General features: G+C 56.9%; 16 protein-coding genes. 9 read left to right on the forward strand and 7 right to left on the reverse strand.

Features of this window, described 5'->3' with window-relative positions:
* Positions 1-95 precede the first annotated feature (95 nt).
* Positions 96-3779 carry a methionine synthase gene (gene metH / locus F0320_RS01090; RefSeq protein ID WP_126331120.1) on the forward strand — a complete coding sequence of 1228 codons (3684 nt, stop codon included), beginning with the start codon at positions 96-98 and terminating at the stop codon, positions 3777-3779.
* Between the two features lie 116 nt (positions 3780-3895).
* Positions 3896-5527 (forward strand): Na/Pi cotransporter family protein, encoded by a 1632-nt coding sequence (locus F0320_RS01095; RefSeq protein ID WP_126331122.1) that lies wholly within the window; start codon positions 3896-3898, stop codon positions 5525-5527.
* Here the strand turns inward: F0320_RS01095 and F0320_RS01100 are convergent.
* Both F0320_RS01100 and F0320_RS01105 read right to left on the reverse strand, forming a co-directional pair.
* Positions 5524-5811, reverse strand: coding sequence for an addiction module antidote protein (locus F0320_RS01100; RefSeq protein ID WP_045355285.1), 288 nt, complete (start codon positions 5809-5811; stop codon positions 5524-5526). The two genes, F0320_RS01095 and F0320_RS01100, sit on opposite strands and share 4 nt — an antisense overlap.
* 6 nt (positions 5812-5817) lie before the next feature.
* On the reverse strand, positions 5818-6120 hold the full coding sequence (locus tag F0320_RS01105; protein WP_039264167.1) for a type II toxin-antitoxin system RelE/ParE family toxin: 303 nt from the start codon (positions 6118-6120) through the stop codon (positions 5818-5820).
* A gap of 197 nt (positions 6121-6317) precedes the next feature.
* On the opposite strand from F0320_RS01105, the gene rluF reads away from it, so the two are divergent.
* Complete coding sequence (gene rluF / locus F0320_RS01110; protein ID WP_126331124.1) at positions 6318-7190, forward strand: 23S rRNA pseudouridine(2604) synthase RluF; 873 nt, start codon at positions 6318-6320, stop codon at positions 7188-7190.
* Here rluF and F0320_RS01115 read toward each other — a convergent pair whose 3' ends face one another.
* The 3 genes from F0320_RS01115 to lysC form a co-directional block, all read right to left on the reverse strand.
* Positions 7191-7463: a DUF3811 domain-containing protein gene (locus F0320_RS01115; RefSeq protein WP_023309994.1), complete on the reverse strand. Its 273-nt coding sequence runs from the start codon at positions 7461-7463 to the stop codon at positions 7191-7193.
* A gap of 50 nt (positions 7464-7513) precedes the next feature.
* The gene (panS, locus tag F0320_RS01120; RefSeq protein ID WP_126331126.1) at positions 7514-8458 is read right to left on the reverse strand and encodes a ketopantoate/pantoate/pantothenate transporter PanS; all 945 of its coding nucleotides are present in this window, start codon (positions 8456-8458) and stop codon (positions 7514-7516) included.
* A 93-nt stretch (positions 8459-8551) separates the two neighbouring features.
* The gene (lysC, locus tag F0320_RS01125) at positions 8552-9901 is read right to left on the reverse strand and encodes a lysine-sensitive aspartokinase 3 (RefSeq protein ID WP_126331128.1); all 1350 of its coding nucleotides are present in this window, start codon (positions 9899-9901) and stop codon (positions 8552-8554) included.
* 374 nt (positions 9902-10275) lie between these two features.
* On the opposite strand from lysC, the gene pgi reads away from it, so the two are divergent.
* The 6 genes from pgi to psiE all read left to right on the forward strand — a co-directional run bounded on the left by pgi (position 10276) and on the right by psiE (position 16606).
* The gene (gene pgi, locus F0320_RS01130) at positions 10276-11925 is read left to right on the forward strand and encodes a glucose-6-phosphate isomerase (RefSeq protein ID WP_048977787.1); all 1650 of its coding nucleotides are present in this window, start codon (positions 10276-10278) and stop codon (positions 11923-11925) included.
* Positions 11926-12292: 367 nt separating this feature from the next.
* Positions 12293-12535, forward strand: a complete 243-nt coding sequence (gene yjbE, locus F0320_RS01135) for an exopolysaccharide production protein YjbE (RefSeq protein WP_008503423.1) — start codon at positions 12293-12295, stop codon at positions 12533-12535.
* 63 nt (positions 12536-12598) lie between these two features.
* Positions 12599-13237, forward strand: coding sequence for a YjbF family lipoprotein (locus F0320_RS01140; RefSeq protein ID WP_047059420.1), 639 nt, complete (start codon positions 12599-12601; stop codon positions 13235-13237).
* On the forward strand, positions 13234-13971 hold the full coding sequence (locus F0320_RS01145; RefSeq protein ID WP_149323975.1) for a capsule biosynthesis GfcC D2 domain-containing protein: 738 nt from the start codon (positions 13234-13236) through the stop codon (positions 13969-13971). The genes F0320_RS01140 and F0320_RS01145 overlap by 4 nt, the downstream gene beginning before the upstream one ends.
* The gene (locus F0320_RS01150) at positions 13971-16067 is read left to right on the forward strand and encodes a YjbH domain-containing protein (protein WP_047650902.1); all 2097 of its coding nucleotides are present in this window, start codon (positions 13971-13973) and stop codon (positions 16065-16067) included. The genes F0320_RS01145 and F0320_RS01150 overlap by 1 nt, the downstream gene beginning before the upstream one ends.
* Before the next feature lie 128 nt (positions 16068-16195).
* Positions 16196-16606, forward strand: a complete 411-nt coding sequence (gene psiE, locus F0320_RS01155) for a phosphate-starvation-inducible protein PsiE (RefSeq protein ID WP_000202963.1) — start codon at positions 16196-16198, stop codon at positions 16604-16606.
* A gap of 97 nt (positions 16607-16703) precedes the next feature.
* Here the strand turns inward: psiE and malG are convergent, their stop codons facing one another.
* Positions 16704-17594, reverse strand: a complete 891-nt coding sequence (malG, locus tag F0320_RS01160) for a maltose ABC transporter permease MalG (RefSeq protein WP_014830272.1) — start codon at positions 17592-17594, stop codon at positions 16704-16706.
* A gap of 14 nt (positions 17595-17608) precedes the next feature.
* Positions 17609-19153 carry a maltose ABC transporter permease MalF gene (gene malF / locus F0320_RS01165; protein ID WP_126331132.1) on the reverse strand — a complete coding sequence of 515 codons (1545 nt, stop codon included), beginning with the start codon at positions 19151-19153 and terminating at the stop codon, positions 17609-17611.
* Positions 19154-19159 lie beyond the last annotated feature (6 nt).

Below are 19159 nucleotides of genomic sequence, written 5' to 3' on the forward strand. Positions count from 1 at the left end.
TCTCATGTTACCGCTGTGCGGCTTTTCCACCCTACGAGATTGTGCCAGTATGGAACGCAGCCTTTTGGCCTTGTTGAGCGTTGTCGGGAGCAAGTGTGAGCAGCAAAGTAGAGCAACTGCGTGCGCAGTTAAATGAACGAATTCTGGTGCTGGACGGCGGCATGGGCACCATGATCCAGGGGTATCGTCTGAGTGAAGACGATTTCCGCGGCGAACGTTTTGCCGACTGGCCCTGCGACCTGAAAGGGAACAACGACCTGCTGGTGCTCAGCAAGCCGTCCGTCATTAAGGATATCCACAACGCCTACTTCGAAGCGGGTGCGGATATCGTTGAAACCAACACCTTCAACTCGACAACCATCGCCATGGCGGATTACCAGATGGCATCCCTGTCGGCGGAAATCAACCTGGAAGCCGCGAAGCTGGCGCGCGCCTGCGCCGACGAGTGGACGGCCCGCACGCCGGACAAGCCTCGCTACGTTGCGGGGGTGCTTGGCCCGACGAACCGCACCGCGTCGATTTCACCGGACGTCAACGACCCGGCGTTTCGTAATATCACCTTCGATCAGCTGGTTGCGGCCTACCGGGAATCGACCAGAGCGCTGGTGGAAGGCGGTTCCGATCTGATCCTGATTGAAACCGTATTCGACACCCTCAACGCCAAGGCCGCGATTTACGCGGTGAAAGAGGAGTTCGAGGCGCTGGGCGTTGACCTGCCGATCATGATTTCCGGCACCATCACCGATGCCTCCGGCCGCACCCTGTCCGGTCAGACAACCGAAGCGTTTTATAACTCCCTGCGTCACGCCGAAGCGCTCTCCTTTGGCCTGAACTGCGCGCTGGGGCCTGATGAGCTGCGCCAGTACGTGCAGGAACTTTCCCGCATCGCGGAATGCTACGTCACCGCCCACCCGAACGCCGGTCTGCCGAACGCGTTCGGTGAATACGATCTCGATGCCGACACCATGGCGGCGCAAATCCGCGAGTGGGCCGAGTCTGGCTTCCTGAACATCGTTGGCGGCTGCTGCGGCACCACGCCGGAGCACATCGCGGCCATGAGCAACGCCGTCGCCGGTCTGCCGCCGCGCAAGCTGCCCGAGCTTCCGGTTGCCTGTCGTCTTTCCGGCCTGGAGCCGTTGACCATCGGCGACGACAGCCTGTTTGTGAACGTGGGTGAGCGTACTAACGTCACCGGTTCGGCAAAGTTCAAGCGCCTGATTAAAGAAGAGAAATACAGTGAAGCGCTGGACGTTGCCCGCCAGCAGGTGGAAAGCGGCGCGCAGATTATCGATATCAACATGGATGAGGGAATGCTCGACGCCGAAGCGGCGATGGTGCGTTTCCTCAACCTGATTGCCGGTGAGCCGGACATTGCCCGCGTGCCGATCATGATCGACTCGTCCAAATGGGAAGTCATCGAAAAAGGGCTGAAGTGCATCCAGGGTAAAGGCATCGTCAACTCTATCTCGATGAAAGAGGGCGTTGATATCTTTATCCACCACGCGAAGATGGTCCGCCGCTACGGTGCCGCCGTGGTGGTCATGGCCTTCGACGAAGTGGGCCAGGCGGATACCCGCAAGCGCAAAATTGAGATTTGCCGCCGCGCGTACAAGATTTTGACCGAAGAGGTGGGCTTCCCGCCGGAAGACATTATCTTTGACCCGAATATCTTCGCCGTCGCGACCGGGATTGAAGAGCACAACAACTACGCCCAGGACTTTATCGGGGCATGTGAGGACATCAAGCGCGAGCTGCCGCACGCGCTGATCTCCGGCGGCGTATCAAACGTGTCGTTCTCGTTCCGCGGTAACGAACCGGTGCGCGAAGCAATCCACGCCGTGTTTCTTTACTACGCCATCCGCAACGGCATGGACATGGGGATCGTTAACGCCGGACAGCTGGCGATTTACGACGACCTTCCTGCCGAGCTGCGCGACGCCGTAGAGGACGTGATCCTTAACCGCCGCGACGACGCGACCGAGCGCATGCTGGACCTGGCGGAGAAATACCGCGGCAGCAAATCGGATGAGGCGGCAAATGTTCAGCAGGCCGAGTGGCGTTCCTGGGACGTGAAAAAGCGTCTGGAATACTCGCTGGTCAAAGGCATCACCGAATTTATCGAGCTTGATACCGAAGAGGCGCGCCAGCAGGCAGCCCGCCCGATTGAGGTGATCGAAGGCCCGCTGATGGACGGCATGAACGTGGTCGGCGATCTGTTCGGCGAGGGCAAAATGTTCCTGCCGCAGGTGGTGAAATCCGCCCGCGTGATGAAGCAGGCGGTAGCGTATCTTGAGCCCTACATCGAAGCCAGCAAAGAGAAAGGCTCCAGCAACGGCAAGATGGTTATCGCCACCGTGAAGGGCGACGTGCACGACATCGGCAAGAATATCGTCGGCGTAGTGCTGCAGTGTAATAACTACGAAATTATCGACCTTGGCGTGATGGTCCCGGCGGACAAAATCCTCAAGACCGCGCGCGAGGTGAACGCCGACCTGATTGGCCTCTCCGGCCTGATTACGCCGTCGCTCGACGAAATGGTCAACGTGGCAAAAGAGATGGAGCGACAGGGCTTCACCATTCCGTTATTGATTGGCGGAGCGACCACCTCGAAAGCGCACACTGCGGTGAAAATCGAGCAGAACTACAGCGGGCCGACGGTCTACGTGCAGAACGCCTCGCGTACGGTGGGCGTGGTATCCGCGCTGCTCTCTGATACCCAGCGCGACGAGTTTGTTGAGCGCACCCGCAAAGAGTACGAAACCGTTCGCATCCAGCACGGGCGCAAGAAACCGCGCACCCCGCCTGTTTCACTCCAGGCTGCGCGCGATAACGATCTGGCGTTTGACTGGTCGAGCTATACGCCGCCGGTCGCGCATCGCCTGGGCGTTCAGGAGGTCAGCGCCAGCATCGAAACGCTGCGCAACTACATCGACTGGACGCCGTTCTTTATGACCTGGTCGCTGGCGGGTAAATATCCGCGCATCCTGGAAGATGAGGTGGTTGGCGAGGAGGCGAAGCGCCTGTTTAAAGACGCCAACGACATGCTCGACACGCTGAGCGCGGAGAAAACCCTCAACCCGCGCGGCGTGGTGGGCCTGTTTCCGGCCAACCGCGTGGGCGACGACGTTGAAATTTACCGCGATGAAACCCGCACCCACGTGCTGGCGGTCAGCCGCCATCTGCGCCAGCAAACGGAGAAAGTGGGCTTTGCCAACTACTGCCTGGCCGATTTCGTCGCGCCGAAGCTCTCCGGAAAAGCGGATTATATCGGCGCCTTTGCGGTAACCGGCGGTCTGGAAGAAGATGCGCTGGCGGACGCGTTCGAAGCGCAGCGCGATGATTACAATAAAATCATGGTGAAAGCGATTGCCGACCGCCTCGCGGAAGCCTTCGCCGAGTACCTGCACGAGCGCGTGCGTAAGGTGCACTGGGGCTACGCGGCGAACGAAAACCTCAGCAATGAGGATCTGATCCGCGAAAACTACCAGGGCATTCGCCCGGCGCCGGGCTATCCGGCCTGTCCGGAGCATACCGAAAAAGGCACCATCTGGAAGCTGCTGGACGTAGAAACCCATACTGGCATGAAGCTCACCGAGTCGTTCGCCATGTGGCCAGGGGCGTCCGTTTCCGGCTGGTACTTCAGCCATCCGGACAGCAAGTATTTCGCCGTGGCGCAGCTACAGCGGGATCAGATTGAAGATTACGCCCTGCGCAAAGGCATGAGCGTGTCTGAAGTGGAGCGCTGGCTGGCGCCAAATCTCGGCTACGACGCCGACTAAAATCACTTTTCCTTACAACAAACAGGGCGCTCATTGGGCGCCCTGTCTCTTTCTTACGTTTAAACCCTTATACTGAATCTAAGGAAAATGAATAACGATAAGGAGAAACCACTTCCGTGCTGACACTGTTACACCTGCTCTCTGCAGTCGCCCTGCTCGTATGGGGCACCCATATCGTCCGTACCGGCGTGATGCGCGTATTTGGCGCGCGCTTGCGTACCGTTCTCAGCAGCAGCGTTGAGAAGAAGCCGCTCGCCTTCTGCGCGGGCATTGGCGTAACGGCACTGGTTCAGAGCAGCAACGCCACAACCCTGCTTGTGACCTCCTTTGTGGCGCAGGATCTGGTGGCGCTGGCCCCGGCGCTGGTGATTGTGCTGGGAGCTGATGTGGGTACCGCGCTGATGGCGCGTGTCCTGACCTTCGATCTCTCCTGGCTGTCGCCGCTGCTGATTTTTATCGGCGTTATCTTCTTCCTCGGCCGCAAGCAGACGCGCGCCGGACAGCTCGGGCGCGTAGGGATTGGCCTGGGGCTGATCCTGCTGGCGCTGGAGCTGATTGTGCAGGCGGTCACGCCAATCACCGAGGCCAACGGCGTGCAGGTCATCTTCGCCTCCCTGACCGGGGACATCATGCTGGATGCTCTGATTGGCGCGGTGTTTGCCATCGTCAGCTACTCCAGCCTGGCCGCCGTGCTGCTGACGGCAACCTTAACCGCCACAGGGGCGATCTCCTTCCCGGTGGCGCTGTGTCTGGTGATCGGGGCCAACCTCGGCTCCGGCCTGCTGGCGATGCTCAATAACAGCGCGGCCAACGCCGCCGCCCGCCGCGTGGCCCTCGGCAGCCTGCTGTTTAAGCTGGTGGGCAGCCTGATCATCCTGCCCTTTATCCACCCGCTGGCGAACCTGATGGACAATCTCCCTCTGCCGAAGGCGGAGCTGGTGATCTACTTTCACGTGTTCTACAACCTGGTGCGCTGCCTGGCGATGGTGCCTTTTGCCGGGCCGATGGCCCGCTTCTGCGAACGTCTCATTCAGGACGAACCTGAGCTGGATGCGCGCCTGAAGCCGAAGCACCTGGATACGTCCGCGCTGGATACCCCGGCGCTGGCGCTGGCGAATGCCGCGCGCGAGACGCTGCGCATGGGTGACGCAATGGAAACCATGCTCGAAGGACTGCAAAAGGTGATGCACGGCGAGCCGCGTGAAGAGAAAGAACTGCGCAGACTGGCGGACGATATCAACGTGCTCTATACCGCCATCAAGCTTTATCTGGCGCGTATGCCGCAGGACGAGCTGGCGGAAGAGGAGTCCCGCCGCTGGGCGGAAATTATCGAGATGTCGCTTAACCTTGAGCAGGCCTCGGATATCGTTGAGCGTATGGGCAGCGAGATCGCCGACAAATCCCTGGCCGCGCGTCGTGCGTTCTCCGTTGAAGGCCTGAAGGAGTTGGAAGCGCTGCACGAACAGCTGGTCAGCAACCTCAAGCTGGCGATGCTGGTCTTCTTCTCCAGCGACGTCCCGAGCGCGCGCCGCCTGCGTCGCAACAAGCATCGTTTCCGTATTCTGAACCGCCGCTACTCGCACGCGCACGTTGAGCGTCTACACCAGCAGAACGTGCAGAGCATCGAAACCAGCTCCCTGCATCTGGGGCTGCTGGGGGATATGAAGCGTCTCAACTCGTTGTTCTGCGCGGTGGCGTACAGCGTGATGGAGCAGCCGGATGAAGACGACGAGCGGGACGAGTATTAATCTCCGGCGTGTTTGATTGTTAACCCAAGACCCAATGCTTTCATGACCGCCAGAGTGGTTTTAAGCGTTGGGTTTCCTTTATCACTGAACGATCGATATAGTTGCTCTCGTGATAGGCCAGTTTGCTGTGAAATGGTCGACATTCCTTTCGCGCGCGCGATGACGCCCAGCGCTTTAGCAATATACGCTGAGTCGCCCGTTTCTAAGGCATCAGCCATAAACACGGCGATTTCCTCATCATCCACCAGCGCGTTTGCTGGATCGTAGGATGTTAATTTATGCATGCTCATTCACTCCTGCCATTGGGATACATTGCTCAGCATTTTTGCCATAAGTATGTCTCTGGCCTGGCTGCTTTTGTCACCACCACACAACAGCACGATGATGCAATTGCCCTGGTCTTTAAAATAGATTCTGTAGCCCGGACCATAGTGGATCCTCAGCTCACTTATACCTTCCCCAACGGGTTTAATGTCGCCCGCTAAACCATTTGCCAACCGAAAGAGGCGGGAAGCGATAATGGTCTTCGCTCGCCGATCTTTTAAGTTTTGCTCCCAGCGTTGGAAGGATTCTGTCTGAACTATCTCCTTCATATTACTCCATGTGATTTATAAACTACAAATAGTTGTCTCTGGAGAGTAAAGCTAAAAGGAGTTAGCTCAAGGATAAATGGCCTGACGCTAAATCTTGAAAGCGTCTCGCAAACTAAAAAACCCGCTTCAGTTACCGTCAGCTAATCTTTTTTTTCGGCCCATACCTAAGGTATATTTCGCCCTTCACAGGAGAAACTATGCTGCCAACTCAATCAACCCGATTAAACAAATACATTAGCGAGAGCGGGATCTGCTCACGTCGCGAGGCTGACCGTTACATTGAACAAGGTAACGTGTTTCTTAACGGCAAACGCGCCACCATCGGCGACCAGGTGGTACCCGGCGATGTGGTTAAAGTGAATGGTCAGGTCATCGAACCGCGCGATGCTGAAGACCTGGTGTTTATCGCGTTGAACAAACCGGTTGGGATTGTCAGCACCACGGAAGACGGCGAGCGGGACAACATCGTTGATTTCGTGAACCACAGCAGCCGTATTTTCCCGATTGGCCGTCTGGATAAAGACTCTCAGGGGCTGATTTTCCTCACCAACCACGGCGATCTGGTTAATAAAATTCTGCGTGCCGGTAACGATCACGAGAAAGAGTACATTGTGACGGTGAATAAGCCGGTTACGGACGAATTTATTCGCGGCATGGGCGCCGGGGTGCCGATCCTCGGTACCGTCACGAAAAAGTGTAAGGTGAAGAAAGAAGCGCCGTTCGCGTTCCGCATTACGCTGGTGCAGGGCCTGAACCGCCAGATCCGCCGTATGTGCGAGCACTTCGGTTATGAAGTGACGAAGCTGGAACGCACGCGCATCATGAACGTCAGCCTGTCCGGCATCCCGCTGGGCGAGTGGCGCGATTTAACGGATGACGAGCTGATTGAACTCTTCAAGCTTATCGAGAACTCTTCGTCCGAAGCGAAGCCGAAGGCCAAAGCAAAACCGAAAACCCAGGCGATTAAGCGCCCGGTGGTGAAGGCGCCTCAGGCGGAAGATAAGGGGCGAGGCAAGCCGGTTAACGGAAAACGCTTTACCCAGCCGGGGCGCAAAAAGAAAGGGCGCTGATTAGCGCCTTCCACGGGTAGACGTTGTGGCCGACCAGGAAAAGGTCGCCTCTGCATCAGGTTTATAAGCCTGCTCTTTTTTCAGCTTGCGGGCTTTTTTCGCCGCGGCGTCACGCTGCGCCATCAGCTTATCGATGTACTCTTTTTTCACCTGATTGGTTTCGGCGTTGGTCAGCGTGCGGCCATGTGCGATACGGGCGCGGTCGAGAAGCGTTTTCAGTTCGCGCTGCTCGGCTTCCGTCATGTCTTTCTGGGTCAAACGTGGTGTAGCCATTGCTGAAGCCTCCTGATAGAGAGGCTTCAGTGTAAAGCAAGCCGCGTAAATTAACCCTGCTTCACCGCATCTTTTTTCGTTTGTTCATCAATCGGTTTGCCGGACCAGTAGCCCGCCAGTAGCGAGCCGGAGAGGTTATGCCAGACGGAGAACAGCGCGCCAGGCAGGGCCGCCAGCGGGGAGAAGTAAATTTTACCGAGTGCCGCCGCCAGGCCGGAGTTCTGCATGCCCACCTCGATTGCCAGCGTGCGGCAGGTCGATTCGTCAAAACCAAACAGCTTCCCGCCCCAGTAGCCGCCCAGCAGGCCAATAGTGTTATGCAGCACCACGGCGATGATCACGACAAAGCCCACGGAGGCAATGTGCGATGCGGAGCCCGCCACCACTGCGCTGATGATCGCCAGAATGCAGACCATCGAAAACGCAGGCAGGTACGGCTCAACGGCCTTCACCACGCGCGGGAAAAGATGGTGAATGACCAGCCCCAGCGCAATCGGGATCACCACAATCTGCAGAATGCTGAGCAGCATGCCCGTCACGTCCACCTGAATATGCGCATCCACGTACAGGCGGGTTAATAGCGGCGTGGCAATCACGCCCACCAGCGTGGAAACGGAGGAGATGGTGACGGAGAGCGCCACGTCGCCTTTCGCCAGGTAGATCATGACGTTGGACGCCGTGCCGCTAGCCACGCTGCCCACCAGAACCATCCCGGCGGAGAGATCGGGCGGCATCTTAAAGGCCATCGCCAGCAGCCACGCCGCAAGCGGCATCACCAGGTAATGCAGGAAAATCCCTGCTGCGACGGGAGCAGGGCGAGACAGCACGCGCTTGAAATCGTCGATTTTCAAATGCACGCCCATACCGAACATGATCAGCATCAGCAGCGTGGCGACCCACGGACCAATGCCTGTGAACGTGGCGGGGGTGTAATACGCGAGTACGGAGAGCAGCAGCGCCCATAACGGGAACAGCCGAGTAACGGCGGATAACATAGTGGATTCCTTGCAGTATTGTCGTGTTGTTTAGTTATGAAAAAGCCGGGTCTGTGCCCGGCTTATAGGTATTGTTTATCGTGCTAACGAATTTTATTCAAACAAATTCTGATGAAGTTTCTGCACGACCTGCTCGGCCTGATCGGCAGGCACCAGGAAGCAGAGGTTATAGCTGGATGCCCCGTAGCAGATCATGCGGATGCTGAACGGGTCGAGCACGCCGAACACCTCTTTACCCACGCCGCAGGCGCGCGACAGCTTGTTGCCGATGATGGCAACCAGCGCCAGGTCTTCTTCCACTTCCACGCGGCACAGCTCAGACAGCTCAATCAGCAGCGACTGCGTCAGCAGCGTGTCGCCGGTGGAGGTCGAGCCGGTGGTGTCCAGCGTTAGCGCAATGCTCACTTCAGAGGTGGTGATCAGATCCACCGAGATATTGTGGCGCGCCAGAATGCCAAACACTTCCGCCAGGAAACCGCGTGAATGCAGCATATTGTGGCTGTGGAGCGTCACCAGCGTCTGGCGACGGCGCAGGGCCAGGGCGCGGAAAAGCGGTGGGTTTTCGGTTTTCTTGCAAACCAGCGTCCCGCCCGCTTTCGGATCTTTACTGGAGCCGACGAAGACCGGAATATCGCTGCGTACGGCTGGCAAAAGCGTTGCCGGGTGCAGCACTTTTGCACCGAAGGTGGCCATTTCAGCCGCTTCTTCAAAGGCGATCACATCAATACGTTTAGCCGCAGAAACGACGCGCGGGTCGGTGGTGTAAATGCCCGGAACGTCAGTCCAGATATCCACGCGCGTGGCATGCAGGGCTTCGCCCAGCAGCGCGGCGGTGTAGTCGCTGCCGCCACGACCAAGCGTGGTGGTGCGGCCTTTCGCTTCACTGCCGATAAAGCCCTGGGTGACCACGATACCGTCTGCCAGGCGCGTTGCCAGCTGTTGATTGGTCAGCTCCGCCAGCGCCTCAACGTCCGGCTCGGCGCGGCCAAAGCGATCGCTGGTACGCATTACTTTACGCACGTCAAACCACTGCGCCTGAACGCTACGCTCGCGCATGATTTCAACAAACAGCAGGGTGGACATCAGCTCGCCGTGGCTGACCAGTTCGTCGGTCAGGGCGGTGGAGGTGGCCAGAGAGGCCGCTTCTGCCAGAGTGGTAATATTTTCCAGCAGACGTTCCACTTCCTCGCGGATGACGTTCGGGTTCTGCAGACGTTCAAGGATGTCGAACTGAATTTTGCGCAGTGCATCCAGCTTCACGAAACGTTCTGTCGCTTCCAGTCCTTCAGACAGAGAAACCAGCAGGTTCGTCACGCCGGCGGAGGCAGACAGCACCACCAGGCGGGTATTCGGATCGGCCAGCACCACATCGGCGCTGCGGTTCATGGCATCGTAATCGGCCACACTGGTGCCGCCAAATTTGGCGACCACAAAACTCGTCATAACAACCTCGTGTCAGGGAATGAATAAGCGACCATGGCACAAGAGTGAAACGAAAACAGGTGCAGGCGCAAAATACGGCCCTATAAATAAAATGCGGGGGAGGTCCTGTCAATGCTGGGATTATGCGGATTTTTTATGGGGGGGTACCCCTGAGAAACAGGACTTATAACAGCGCCAGATTTTATGCTCCGTTTTAGGGCTTTTTGACCGACATTTCGCCGCCCCGGGAGGGCGCTTCAGCAGCTATACTTTTCGGGTCTTTTCACCTGTGTTTGATGCAGGCCAGGGCAATGGCATAAAAACCATCACAATTTTTATTTGCAGGCGCTACAATCGACCGCAGTCACAATTCTCAAATCAGAAGAGTATTGCTAATGAAAAACATCAACCCAACGCAGACCGCTGCCTGGCAGGCACTCCAGAAACATTTTGATGAAATGAAAGACGTCACCATCGCGGATCTGTTCGCGAAGGATGCCGATCGTTTCTCTAAGTTCTCCGCGACCTTCGACGACCTGATGCTGGTGGATTTCTCCAAAAACCGCATTACCGAAGAGACGCTGGCAAAACTGCAGGATCTGGCGAAAGAAACCGAGCTTGCCGACGCCATCAAATCCATGTTCTCCGGCGAGAAGATCAACCGTACCGAAGACCGTGCCGTGCTGCACGTGGCCCTGCGTAACCGTAGCAATACGCCAATCATCGTTGACGGCAAAGACGTCATGCCGGAAGTGAACGCGGTGCTGGAAAAGATGAAAACCTTCTCCGAAGCGATCATCTCCGGTAGCTGGAAAGGCTACACCGGCAAAGCAATCACCGACGTGGTAAACATCGGTATCGGCGGTTCTGATCTCGGTCCGTTCATGGTGACCGAAGCGCTGCGTCCGTACAAAAACCACCTCAATATGCACTTTGTGTCTAACGTCGATGGTACCCACATCGCCGAAGTGCTGAAGAACGTGAACCCGGAAACCACCCTGTTCCTGGTTGCGTCCAAAACCTTCACCACTCAGGAAACCATGACCAACGCCCACAGCGCGCGCGACTGGTTCCTGAAAACCGCGGGCGACAACAAGCACGTGGCGAAACACTTCGCGGCGCTGTCTACTAACGGTAAAGCGGTCAGCGAGTTCGGCATTGATACCGCGAACATGTTCGAGTTCTGGGACTGGGTTGGCGGCCGCTACTCTCTGTGGTCTGCGATTGGCCTGTCCATCATCCTGTCCGTGGGCTTCGACAACTTCGTTGAGCTGCTCTCCGGCGCGCACGCGATGGATAAACACTTCTCCACGACCGCACCAGAGAAAAACCTGCCGGTGCTGCTGGCGCTGATCGGTATCTGGTACAACAACTTCTTCGGCGCTGAAACCGAAGCGATCCTGCCGTACGACCAGTACATGCACCGCTTCGCAGCCTACTTCCAGCAGGGCAACATGGAATCCAACGGTAAGTATGTTGACCGTAACGGCAACGCGGTGGATTACCAGACTGGCCCAATCATCTGGGGCGAGCCGGGCACCAACGGCCAGCATGCCTTCTACCAGCTGATCCACCAGGGCACCAAAATGGTACCGTGCGATTTCATCGCCCCGGCTATCACCCATAACCCGCTGTCCGACCACCATCCGAAGCTGCTGTCGAACTTCTTTGCGCAGACCGAAGCGCTGGCGTTCGGTAAATCCCGCGAAGTGGTTGAGCAGGAATACCGTGACCAGGGTAAAGATCCGGCAACCCTGGACCATGTGGTGCCGTTCAAAGTGTTCGAAGGCAACCGCCCAACCAACTCCATCCTGCTGCGCGAAATCACGCCGTTCAGCCTGGGCGCGCTGATCGCTCTTTACGAGCACAAAATCTTCACGCAGGGCGCCATCCTGAACATCTTCACTTTTGACCAGTGGGGCGTTGAGCTGGGCAAACAGCTGGCAAACCGTATTCTGCCAGAGCTGGGTGACGATAAAGCGATTGCCAGCCATGACAGCTCGACAAATGGTTTGATCAACCGTTATAAAGCATGGCGTGCGTAATTAAAACGTCATGAAAACGTGCCGGCTTAATGCCGGCATTTTTTTATCGGATAATTCCTGATGTCTGTTAGTTAACTCAAATTCTGAATCTGAGTTTAATCCGAAAAAGACGCTTAACCCGTTAATTGCTGCGGTTTATTTTAAGAAAATACGTAGTGGTACATTAATATGGATATATTATAAATTATTGATTTTTATCTATTATATATTTATGTTATTTGCGTTTAATTTCCATTTTAACCATTAGTCCGAAAACCCTCTCCCTATTTCCCCTTACGGCAAACCCAAGGCAGTAGTTGTGTATACTCGATTCCGCCTGAAATTCTTTTCGGGCAAATCTCCATTCATTCATTGAAGGGAAATTGTTATGAAGAAAGTACTGTATGGCATTTTTGCCATATCTGCGCTTGCGGCGACATCTGTCTATGCAGCTCCGGTTCAGGTCGGGGAAGCGGCAGGTTCGGCTGCGACGTCTGCGTCTGCGGGAAGTTCTACCGCAGCCAGCGCCAGCACCGTAAGTTCAGCCGTGGGTGTCGCGCTGGCGGCAACCGGTGGCGGTGATGGCTCCAATACCGGAACCACGACCACCACGACAACCAGCACCCAGTAATAGCGGGTGTTTTAATCATAACCACACTTCGGTGTGGTTATTTCGCCCCTTCGGAGAAGAGTCGTGAAGCGACCTGCAATCATTCTGATTTGCCTGCTGCTGCAGGCGTGCTCGGCCACCACTAAAGGGCTGGGAAACTCACTGTGGGAAAGCATGTTCGGCACACCGGGCGTGCATTTGACCGATGACGAACTTCAGAACATGCCCTATGCCAGTCAGTACATGCAGCTTAATGATGGCCCGCAGCTGTTTGTGGTGCTCGCTTTCGATGAAAACGGGCAGCAGAAATGGGTGACGCAGGATCAGGCCACCATCGTGACGCAGCATGGTCGTATCGTGAAAACCCTGTTGGGCGGCGACAACCTGCTGGAGGTGAATAATATTGCTGCCGATCCGCTGATCAAGCCAAACCAGATCGCCGATGGTGCAAGCTGGACGCGCACGATGGGCTGGACCGAGCACAAGCAGGTGCGTTACGCCACGGCACGCTCGACCTTCCGCTGGGACGGCACGGACAGCGTGAAAGTCGGCAGCGACGAAACGCAGGTTCGCGTGCTGGATGAAGAAGTCACCACCGACCAGGCCACCTGGCACAACCGCTTCTGGATCGACGAGGAAGGGCAGATCCGCCAGTCCCTGCAGTATCTCGGTGCCGGATTCTTCCCGGTGAAAACCACCCTGATCAAGGCGGCGAAATCATGAAAACGCTCATCCACGTTGCGCTTCTCGCCAGCCTTGCCGCGCCGCTGGCATGGTCCGCAGGGACGGTAAATGTCTACACGCCGGACAGTAAAAAACCCAAAACCTTAACCCACGCCGAGCATCTGCTCGATCTCGTCGGACAGCCAAGGCTCGCTAACAGCTGGTGGCCGGGGGCAGTGATCGCTGAACGGCAGAAGACCGCTGAAGCGGAACAACAGCACAAGGCGCTCCTTGCCAGGCTGACGGGGTTAGCGGAGCAGGAGGATGGCGACGACGCGGCGGCCATTAACAGCGTTCGCCAGCAGCTGCAGGCGCTGAAGGTGACGGGCCGTCAGAACGTGAACCTTGATCCCGATGAAGTGCGCGTCACGGAAAAGGGCAACCCCACGCTGGAAGGGGAGTATACGCTCTGGCTGCCGGAAAAGCCGACGACGGTGACCGTGATGGGGCTTATCAGCAGCCCGGGTAAAAAGCCCTTTACGCCCGGTCGCGACGTGGCGAGCTACCTCGACGAGCAGAGCCTGCTGAGCGGTGCCGATAACAGCTACGCCTGGGTGGTTTACCCTGACGGGCATACACAAAAAGCCCCCGTCGCTTACTGGAATAAACGGCATATCGAACCTATGCCGGACAGCATCATTTTTGTCGGTTTTGCCGACCATTTCTGGACGAAGGCGTATGACGGGCTTAACGCCGATATCCTTCACTCCCTGATTCAGCGGATACCGGAATAATGAAAAGAACCTATCTCTACAGCATGCTGGCGCTCTGCGTGAGTGCCGCGTGCCATGCAGAAACGTATCCGGCACCCATTGGCCCGTCTCAGTCAGACTTCGGCGGCGTCGGTTTGCTGCAAACGCCCACAGCGCGGATGGCGCGCGAAGGGGAAATTAGCCTTAACTACCGTGATAACGATCAGTATCGTTACTACTCGGCGTCGGTGCAGCTGTTCCCGTGGCTTGAAACCACGCTGCGTTACACCGACGTGCGTACGAAACAGTACAGCAGCGTTGATGCGTTCTCCGGCGACCAGACCTACAAAGATAAAGCCTTCGACGTCAAGCTGCGCCTGTGGGAAGAGAGCTACTGGATGCCGCAGGTGTCCGTGGGCGCCAAAGATATCGGTGGTACCGGTCTGTTTGATGCTGAATACATCGTGGCCAGTAAAGCCTGGGGGCCGTTCGACTTCTCGCTCGGCCTGGGATGGGGCTACCTGGGCACTGGCGGTAACGTGAAAAACCCGTTTTGCTCCTACAGCGACAAATACTGCTACCGCGATAACAGCTATAAGAAAGCGGGTTCTATCAACGGGGATCAGATGTTCCACGGTCCGGCATCGCTGTTTGGCGGCGTGGAGTATCAAACGCCCTGGCAGCCATTACGCCTGAAGCTGGAATATGAAGGGAATGACTACTCGCAGGACTTCGCCGGGAAGATTGAGCAGAAGAGCAAGTTTAACGTCGGCGCCATTTATCGCGTCACCGACTGGGCCGACGTTAACCTCAGCTACGAGCGCGGCAACACCGTGATGTTTGGCTTCACGCTGCGCACCAACTTTAACGATATGCGGCCACACTACAATGATAACGCGCGCCCTGCATACCAGCCGGAGCCGCAGGATGCGATTCTGCAGCACTCCGTGGTGGCAAACCAGCTGACGCTGCTGAAATACAATGCCGGCCTGGCGGATCCGAAAATTCAGGTGAAAGGCGATACGCTGTACGTGACCGGCGAGCAGGTGAAATACCGCGACTCGCGCGAAGGGATCGAACGCGCTAACCGGATCGTGATGAACGATCTGCCGGAGGGGATCCGCACGATCCGCGTGACGGAAAACCGCCTCAACCTGCCGCAGGTGACGACGGAAACGGACGTTGCCAGCCTTAAGCGCCACCTGGAGGGCGAACCGCTCGGGCATGAAACCGAGCTGGTGCAAAAACGCGTAGAGCCGATCGTACCGGAAACCACCGAGCAGGGCTGGTATATCGACAAATCGCGCTTCGATTTCCATATCGATCCGGTGCTGAACCAGTCCGTGGGCGGGCCGGAAAACTTCTACATGTATCAGCTGGGCGTCATGGCGACGGCGGATCTGTGGCTTACCGACCACCTGCTGACCACCGGTAGCCTGTTCGGCAACATCGCTAATAACTACGACAAGTTCAACTACACCAACCCGCCAAAAGACTCACAGCTGCCGCGCGTGCGTACTCGCGTGCGTGAATACGTGCAGAACGATGCTTACGTGAATAACCTGCAGGCCAACTACTTCCAGTACTTCGGCAACGGCTTCTACGGCCAGGTGTACGGCGGGTATCTGGAAACCATGTACGGCGGCGCGGGGGCGGAAGTGCTTTATCGTCCTGTCGACAGCAATTGGGCGTTCGGGGTTGATGCCAACTACGTCAAGCAGCGTGACTGGCGCAGCGCGCAGGACATGATGAAGTTCACCGACTACAGCGTCAAAACGGGCCATCTGACCGCCTACTGGACGCCGTCGTTCGCACCTGACGTGCTGGTGAAAGCCAGCGTCGGCCAGTACCTGGCGGGCGATAAGGGCGGTACGCTGGATATCTCTAAACACTTCGACAGCGGCGTCGTGGTGGGCGGCTACGCCACCATCACCAACGTTTCGCCGGACGAGTACGGGGAAGGGGACTTCACCAAAGGGGTCTACGTGTCGATTCCGCTGGATCTGTTCTCGTCAGGCCCAACCCGCAGCCGTGCGGCAGTGGGCTGGACGCCGCTGACGCGTGACGGGGGTCAACAGCTTGGACGTAAGTTCCAGCTGTATGATATGACGAGCGATAAGAACATTAACTTCCGCTGATGCCTCTCACCCTCTCCCCTAAGGGAGAGGGGAATCCTCTCCGTTGCGTCAAACATAAACAAAAAATATAGATCCCCGTCACATTTTTGCGTTATACAGGAACCTCGCCCTGGAGAATGAGGTGCTGTATGACATCCCTGACTCGCCCGCGCGTTGAGTTTATCTCAACTATCCTCCAGACCGTGCTGAACCTCGGTCTGTTGAGCCTTGGCCTGATACTGGTCGTCTTTTTGGGTAAAGAGACGGTGCATCTTGCGGATGTGCTGTTCGCCCCTGAACAAACCAGCAAATATGCGCTGGTGGAAGGCCTGGTGGTCTACTTTCTCTACTTTGAATTTATCGCCCTGATTGTGAAGTACTTTCAGTCCGGCTTTCACTTCCCGCTGCGTTATTTTGTCTACATTGGGATCACTGCGATAGTGCGGCTGATCATCGTCGATCATAAATCCCCGCTCGACGTGCTGATCTACTCGGCGGCGATCCTGCTGCTGGTGATCACCCTCTGGCTGTGTAATTCGAAGCGGCTGAAACGCGAATAAAAAAATGGCGGCCCGGAGGCCGCCTAACAACAGTCACAAGTTGGGTCAATACAATACGTCTAAAGTTGAGGGTTGCAGTGGCATAACAAAATGAAACTTAACCTTTCACACCGCCCGCCGTCAGGCCGTTGACCAGCCAGCGCTGTGCCAGCAGGAACACCACGGTAATCGGGATGGCAGAGAGTACGGCCGCCGCGGCAAAGTCGCCCCACAGGTAGTTTTGCGGGTTGAGGTATTGCTGCATACCTACGGCCAGGGTGTAGCTGTTCACATCACGCAGTAACAGTGAGGCAACCGGTACTTCGGTGATCGCAGCGATAAACGACAGAATAAACACCACCGCCAGGATAGGCACCGACAGCGGCAGCAGCACCAGGCGGAACGCCTGCCACGGGGTTGCGCCATCCAGTGCGGCCGCTTCTTCCAGCGAGCCGTCGATGGTTTCGAAATAGCCTTTAATGGTCCATACATGCAGTGCGATACCGCCAAGATAGGCGAAGATCACGCCGCCGTGGGTGTTCAGACCGATAAACGGTACGTACTGGCCCAGACGGTCAAACAGGGCGTACAGCGCCACCAGAGACAGCACGGCCGGGAACATCTGGAAAATCAGCATCCCTTTCAGCAGTGAGGCTTTGCCCGGGAACTTCATACGGGCGAAAGCGTACGCACAGGTCGTGGAGAGCGTCACGATGCCTATCGCGGTGATCCCGGCGATTTTCACCGAGTTCCACAGCCACAGCAGCACCGGGAACGGCGGCGGCGTGACGCGGCCATCCGCGTGTTCCACGCTGAAGCCCAGCGCGAGCTTCCAGTGTTCCCAGGAGATTTCGTCCGGGATCAGGCTCCCCGTCGCGAAGTTACCCGAACGCAGGGAGATGGCGATAACCATCAGCAGCGGGAACATGATCGCCGCGATGAAAATCAGCAGGCCTAAGTGCGTCGCCAGGAGGCGCAGTTTTTGAGATTTGGGTTGTACCATTGCCATGATCGATGCCCTCCTTAGTCAAATTTCATACGTGTGGCTTTCAGGTTCACAATCGCCAGAGCGCCAACCAGCAGGAAGATCAGGGTGGCAATCGCCGCCGCCAGACCGAAGTCCTGGCCGCCGCCGCCTTCGAAGGCGATACGGTAGGTGTAGCTCACGAGCAGGTCGGTATAGCCTGCTGGCGTCGTGGTGCCAAGGCGGTCCGGGCCGCCGTTGGTCAACAGCTGAATCAGCACGAAGTTGTTAAAGTTAAAGGCGAAGCTGGCAATCATCAGCGGCGTCAGCGGCTTAATGAGCAGCGGCAGCGTAATTTTAAAGAAGTTCTGGAACGGGCCCGCGCCGTCCATCGCCGAGGCTTCATACAGATCGTCCGGGATAGCCTTCAGCAGGCCCATGCAGAGGATCATCATGTACGGATAACCGAGCCAGGTGTTCACGATGATAATCATCGAGCGAGCGGTGGTCGGGTCGCTGAACCAGGCCGGTTTGATGCCGAACAGGGCGCTCAGCATCATGTTGATTTCACCGAAGCTCTGGTTAAACAGCCCTTTGAAAATCAGAATCGAGATAAACGACGGTACGGCATACGGCAGGATCAGCAGCACGCGGTAAATCGCTTTGCCTTTCAGGGATTCCCACTGGACCAGACAGGCCAGCACCATGCCCACGGCCACGGTCAGGATCACCGTCAGTACGGAGAAGACCACCGTCCAGACGAAGATGGCGAAGAACGGTTTCTGAATGCCTTCGTCGGTAAACACGCGGGTAAAGTTGTCCCAGCCGATGGTGACGGTATAGCCCGGGCTGAGCTTGTCATCACCCCATTTGCCGTCGGCAGTAACGGACTGATAGAAACCAATGTCGTTATTCGGACGATATTTCACGCCGCTCTGGTTGTTGGTCAGCGTGCCGTCGTCCGCCAGGGTATAGAGCGGCTGCGTGCCGGAGAACTGGCGCAGCGAGCTCATGGTCACTTTGCTTTCGTCTGGCAGCACGGCGGTGAGCTGGGTCAGCGCCTGACGGTTCTGGGTAATGACGCGCAGGCTGGCACGTTCACCCTCTGGCAGGGCCTGTGCCTCTTTTAAGGCCAGCTTCTGCTCGCCGCCAAATTTGAACGCGTCGGAGACATAGTATTTGCTGCTTGCTTCGTCAGTAAGCGCTAACCTCCACTCGTTCCCGGCAGGATACAGGCCGAAGTTAAAGGTCTTGCCTGCCTGATATGAGCGATCCAGCAGGACCTGCTGCGCGCGTTCCTGCGCAAGCTGGTTGGTGCTGCTGTAGTTGGTAAACGCAATGGCGATGGTACAAATCAGCGGGAACAGGACAAACAGCCCCATCCCGGCCACGCCGGGATAAACATAGCGCCAGGCATAGGCTTTACGATTAGCGAAAATATACAGGCCAGCAGAGCTCAAAATCAGCGTCATAATGGCAAACAGATATTCCCCTTGTACGTACATTAAAACAACAAGGTAACCCACCAGCAGACACAGCAGACCTATCGCTGACCACTTCAGCGCGTCGCTTTGCCACCAGCGTTTCTTTTTAATGACATCCATGGGGTT

The sequence above is a fragment of the Enterobacter dykesii genome, from assembly GCF_008364625.2.
GTDB lineage: Bacteria > Pseudomonadota > Gammaproteobacteria > Enterobacterales > Enterobacteriaceae > Enterobacter > Enterobacter dykesii.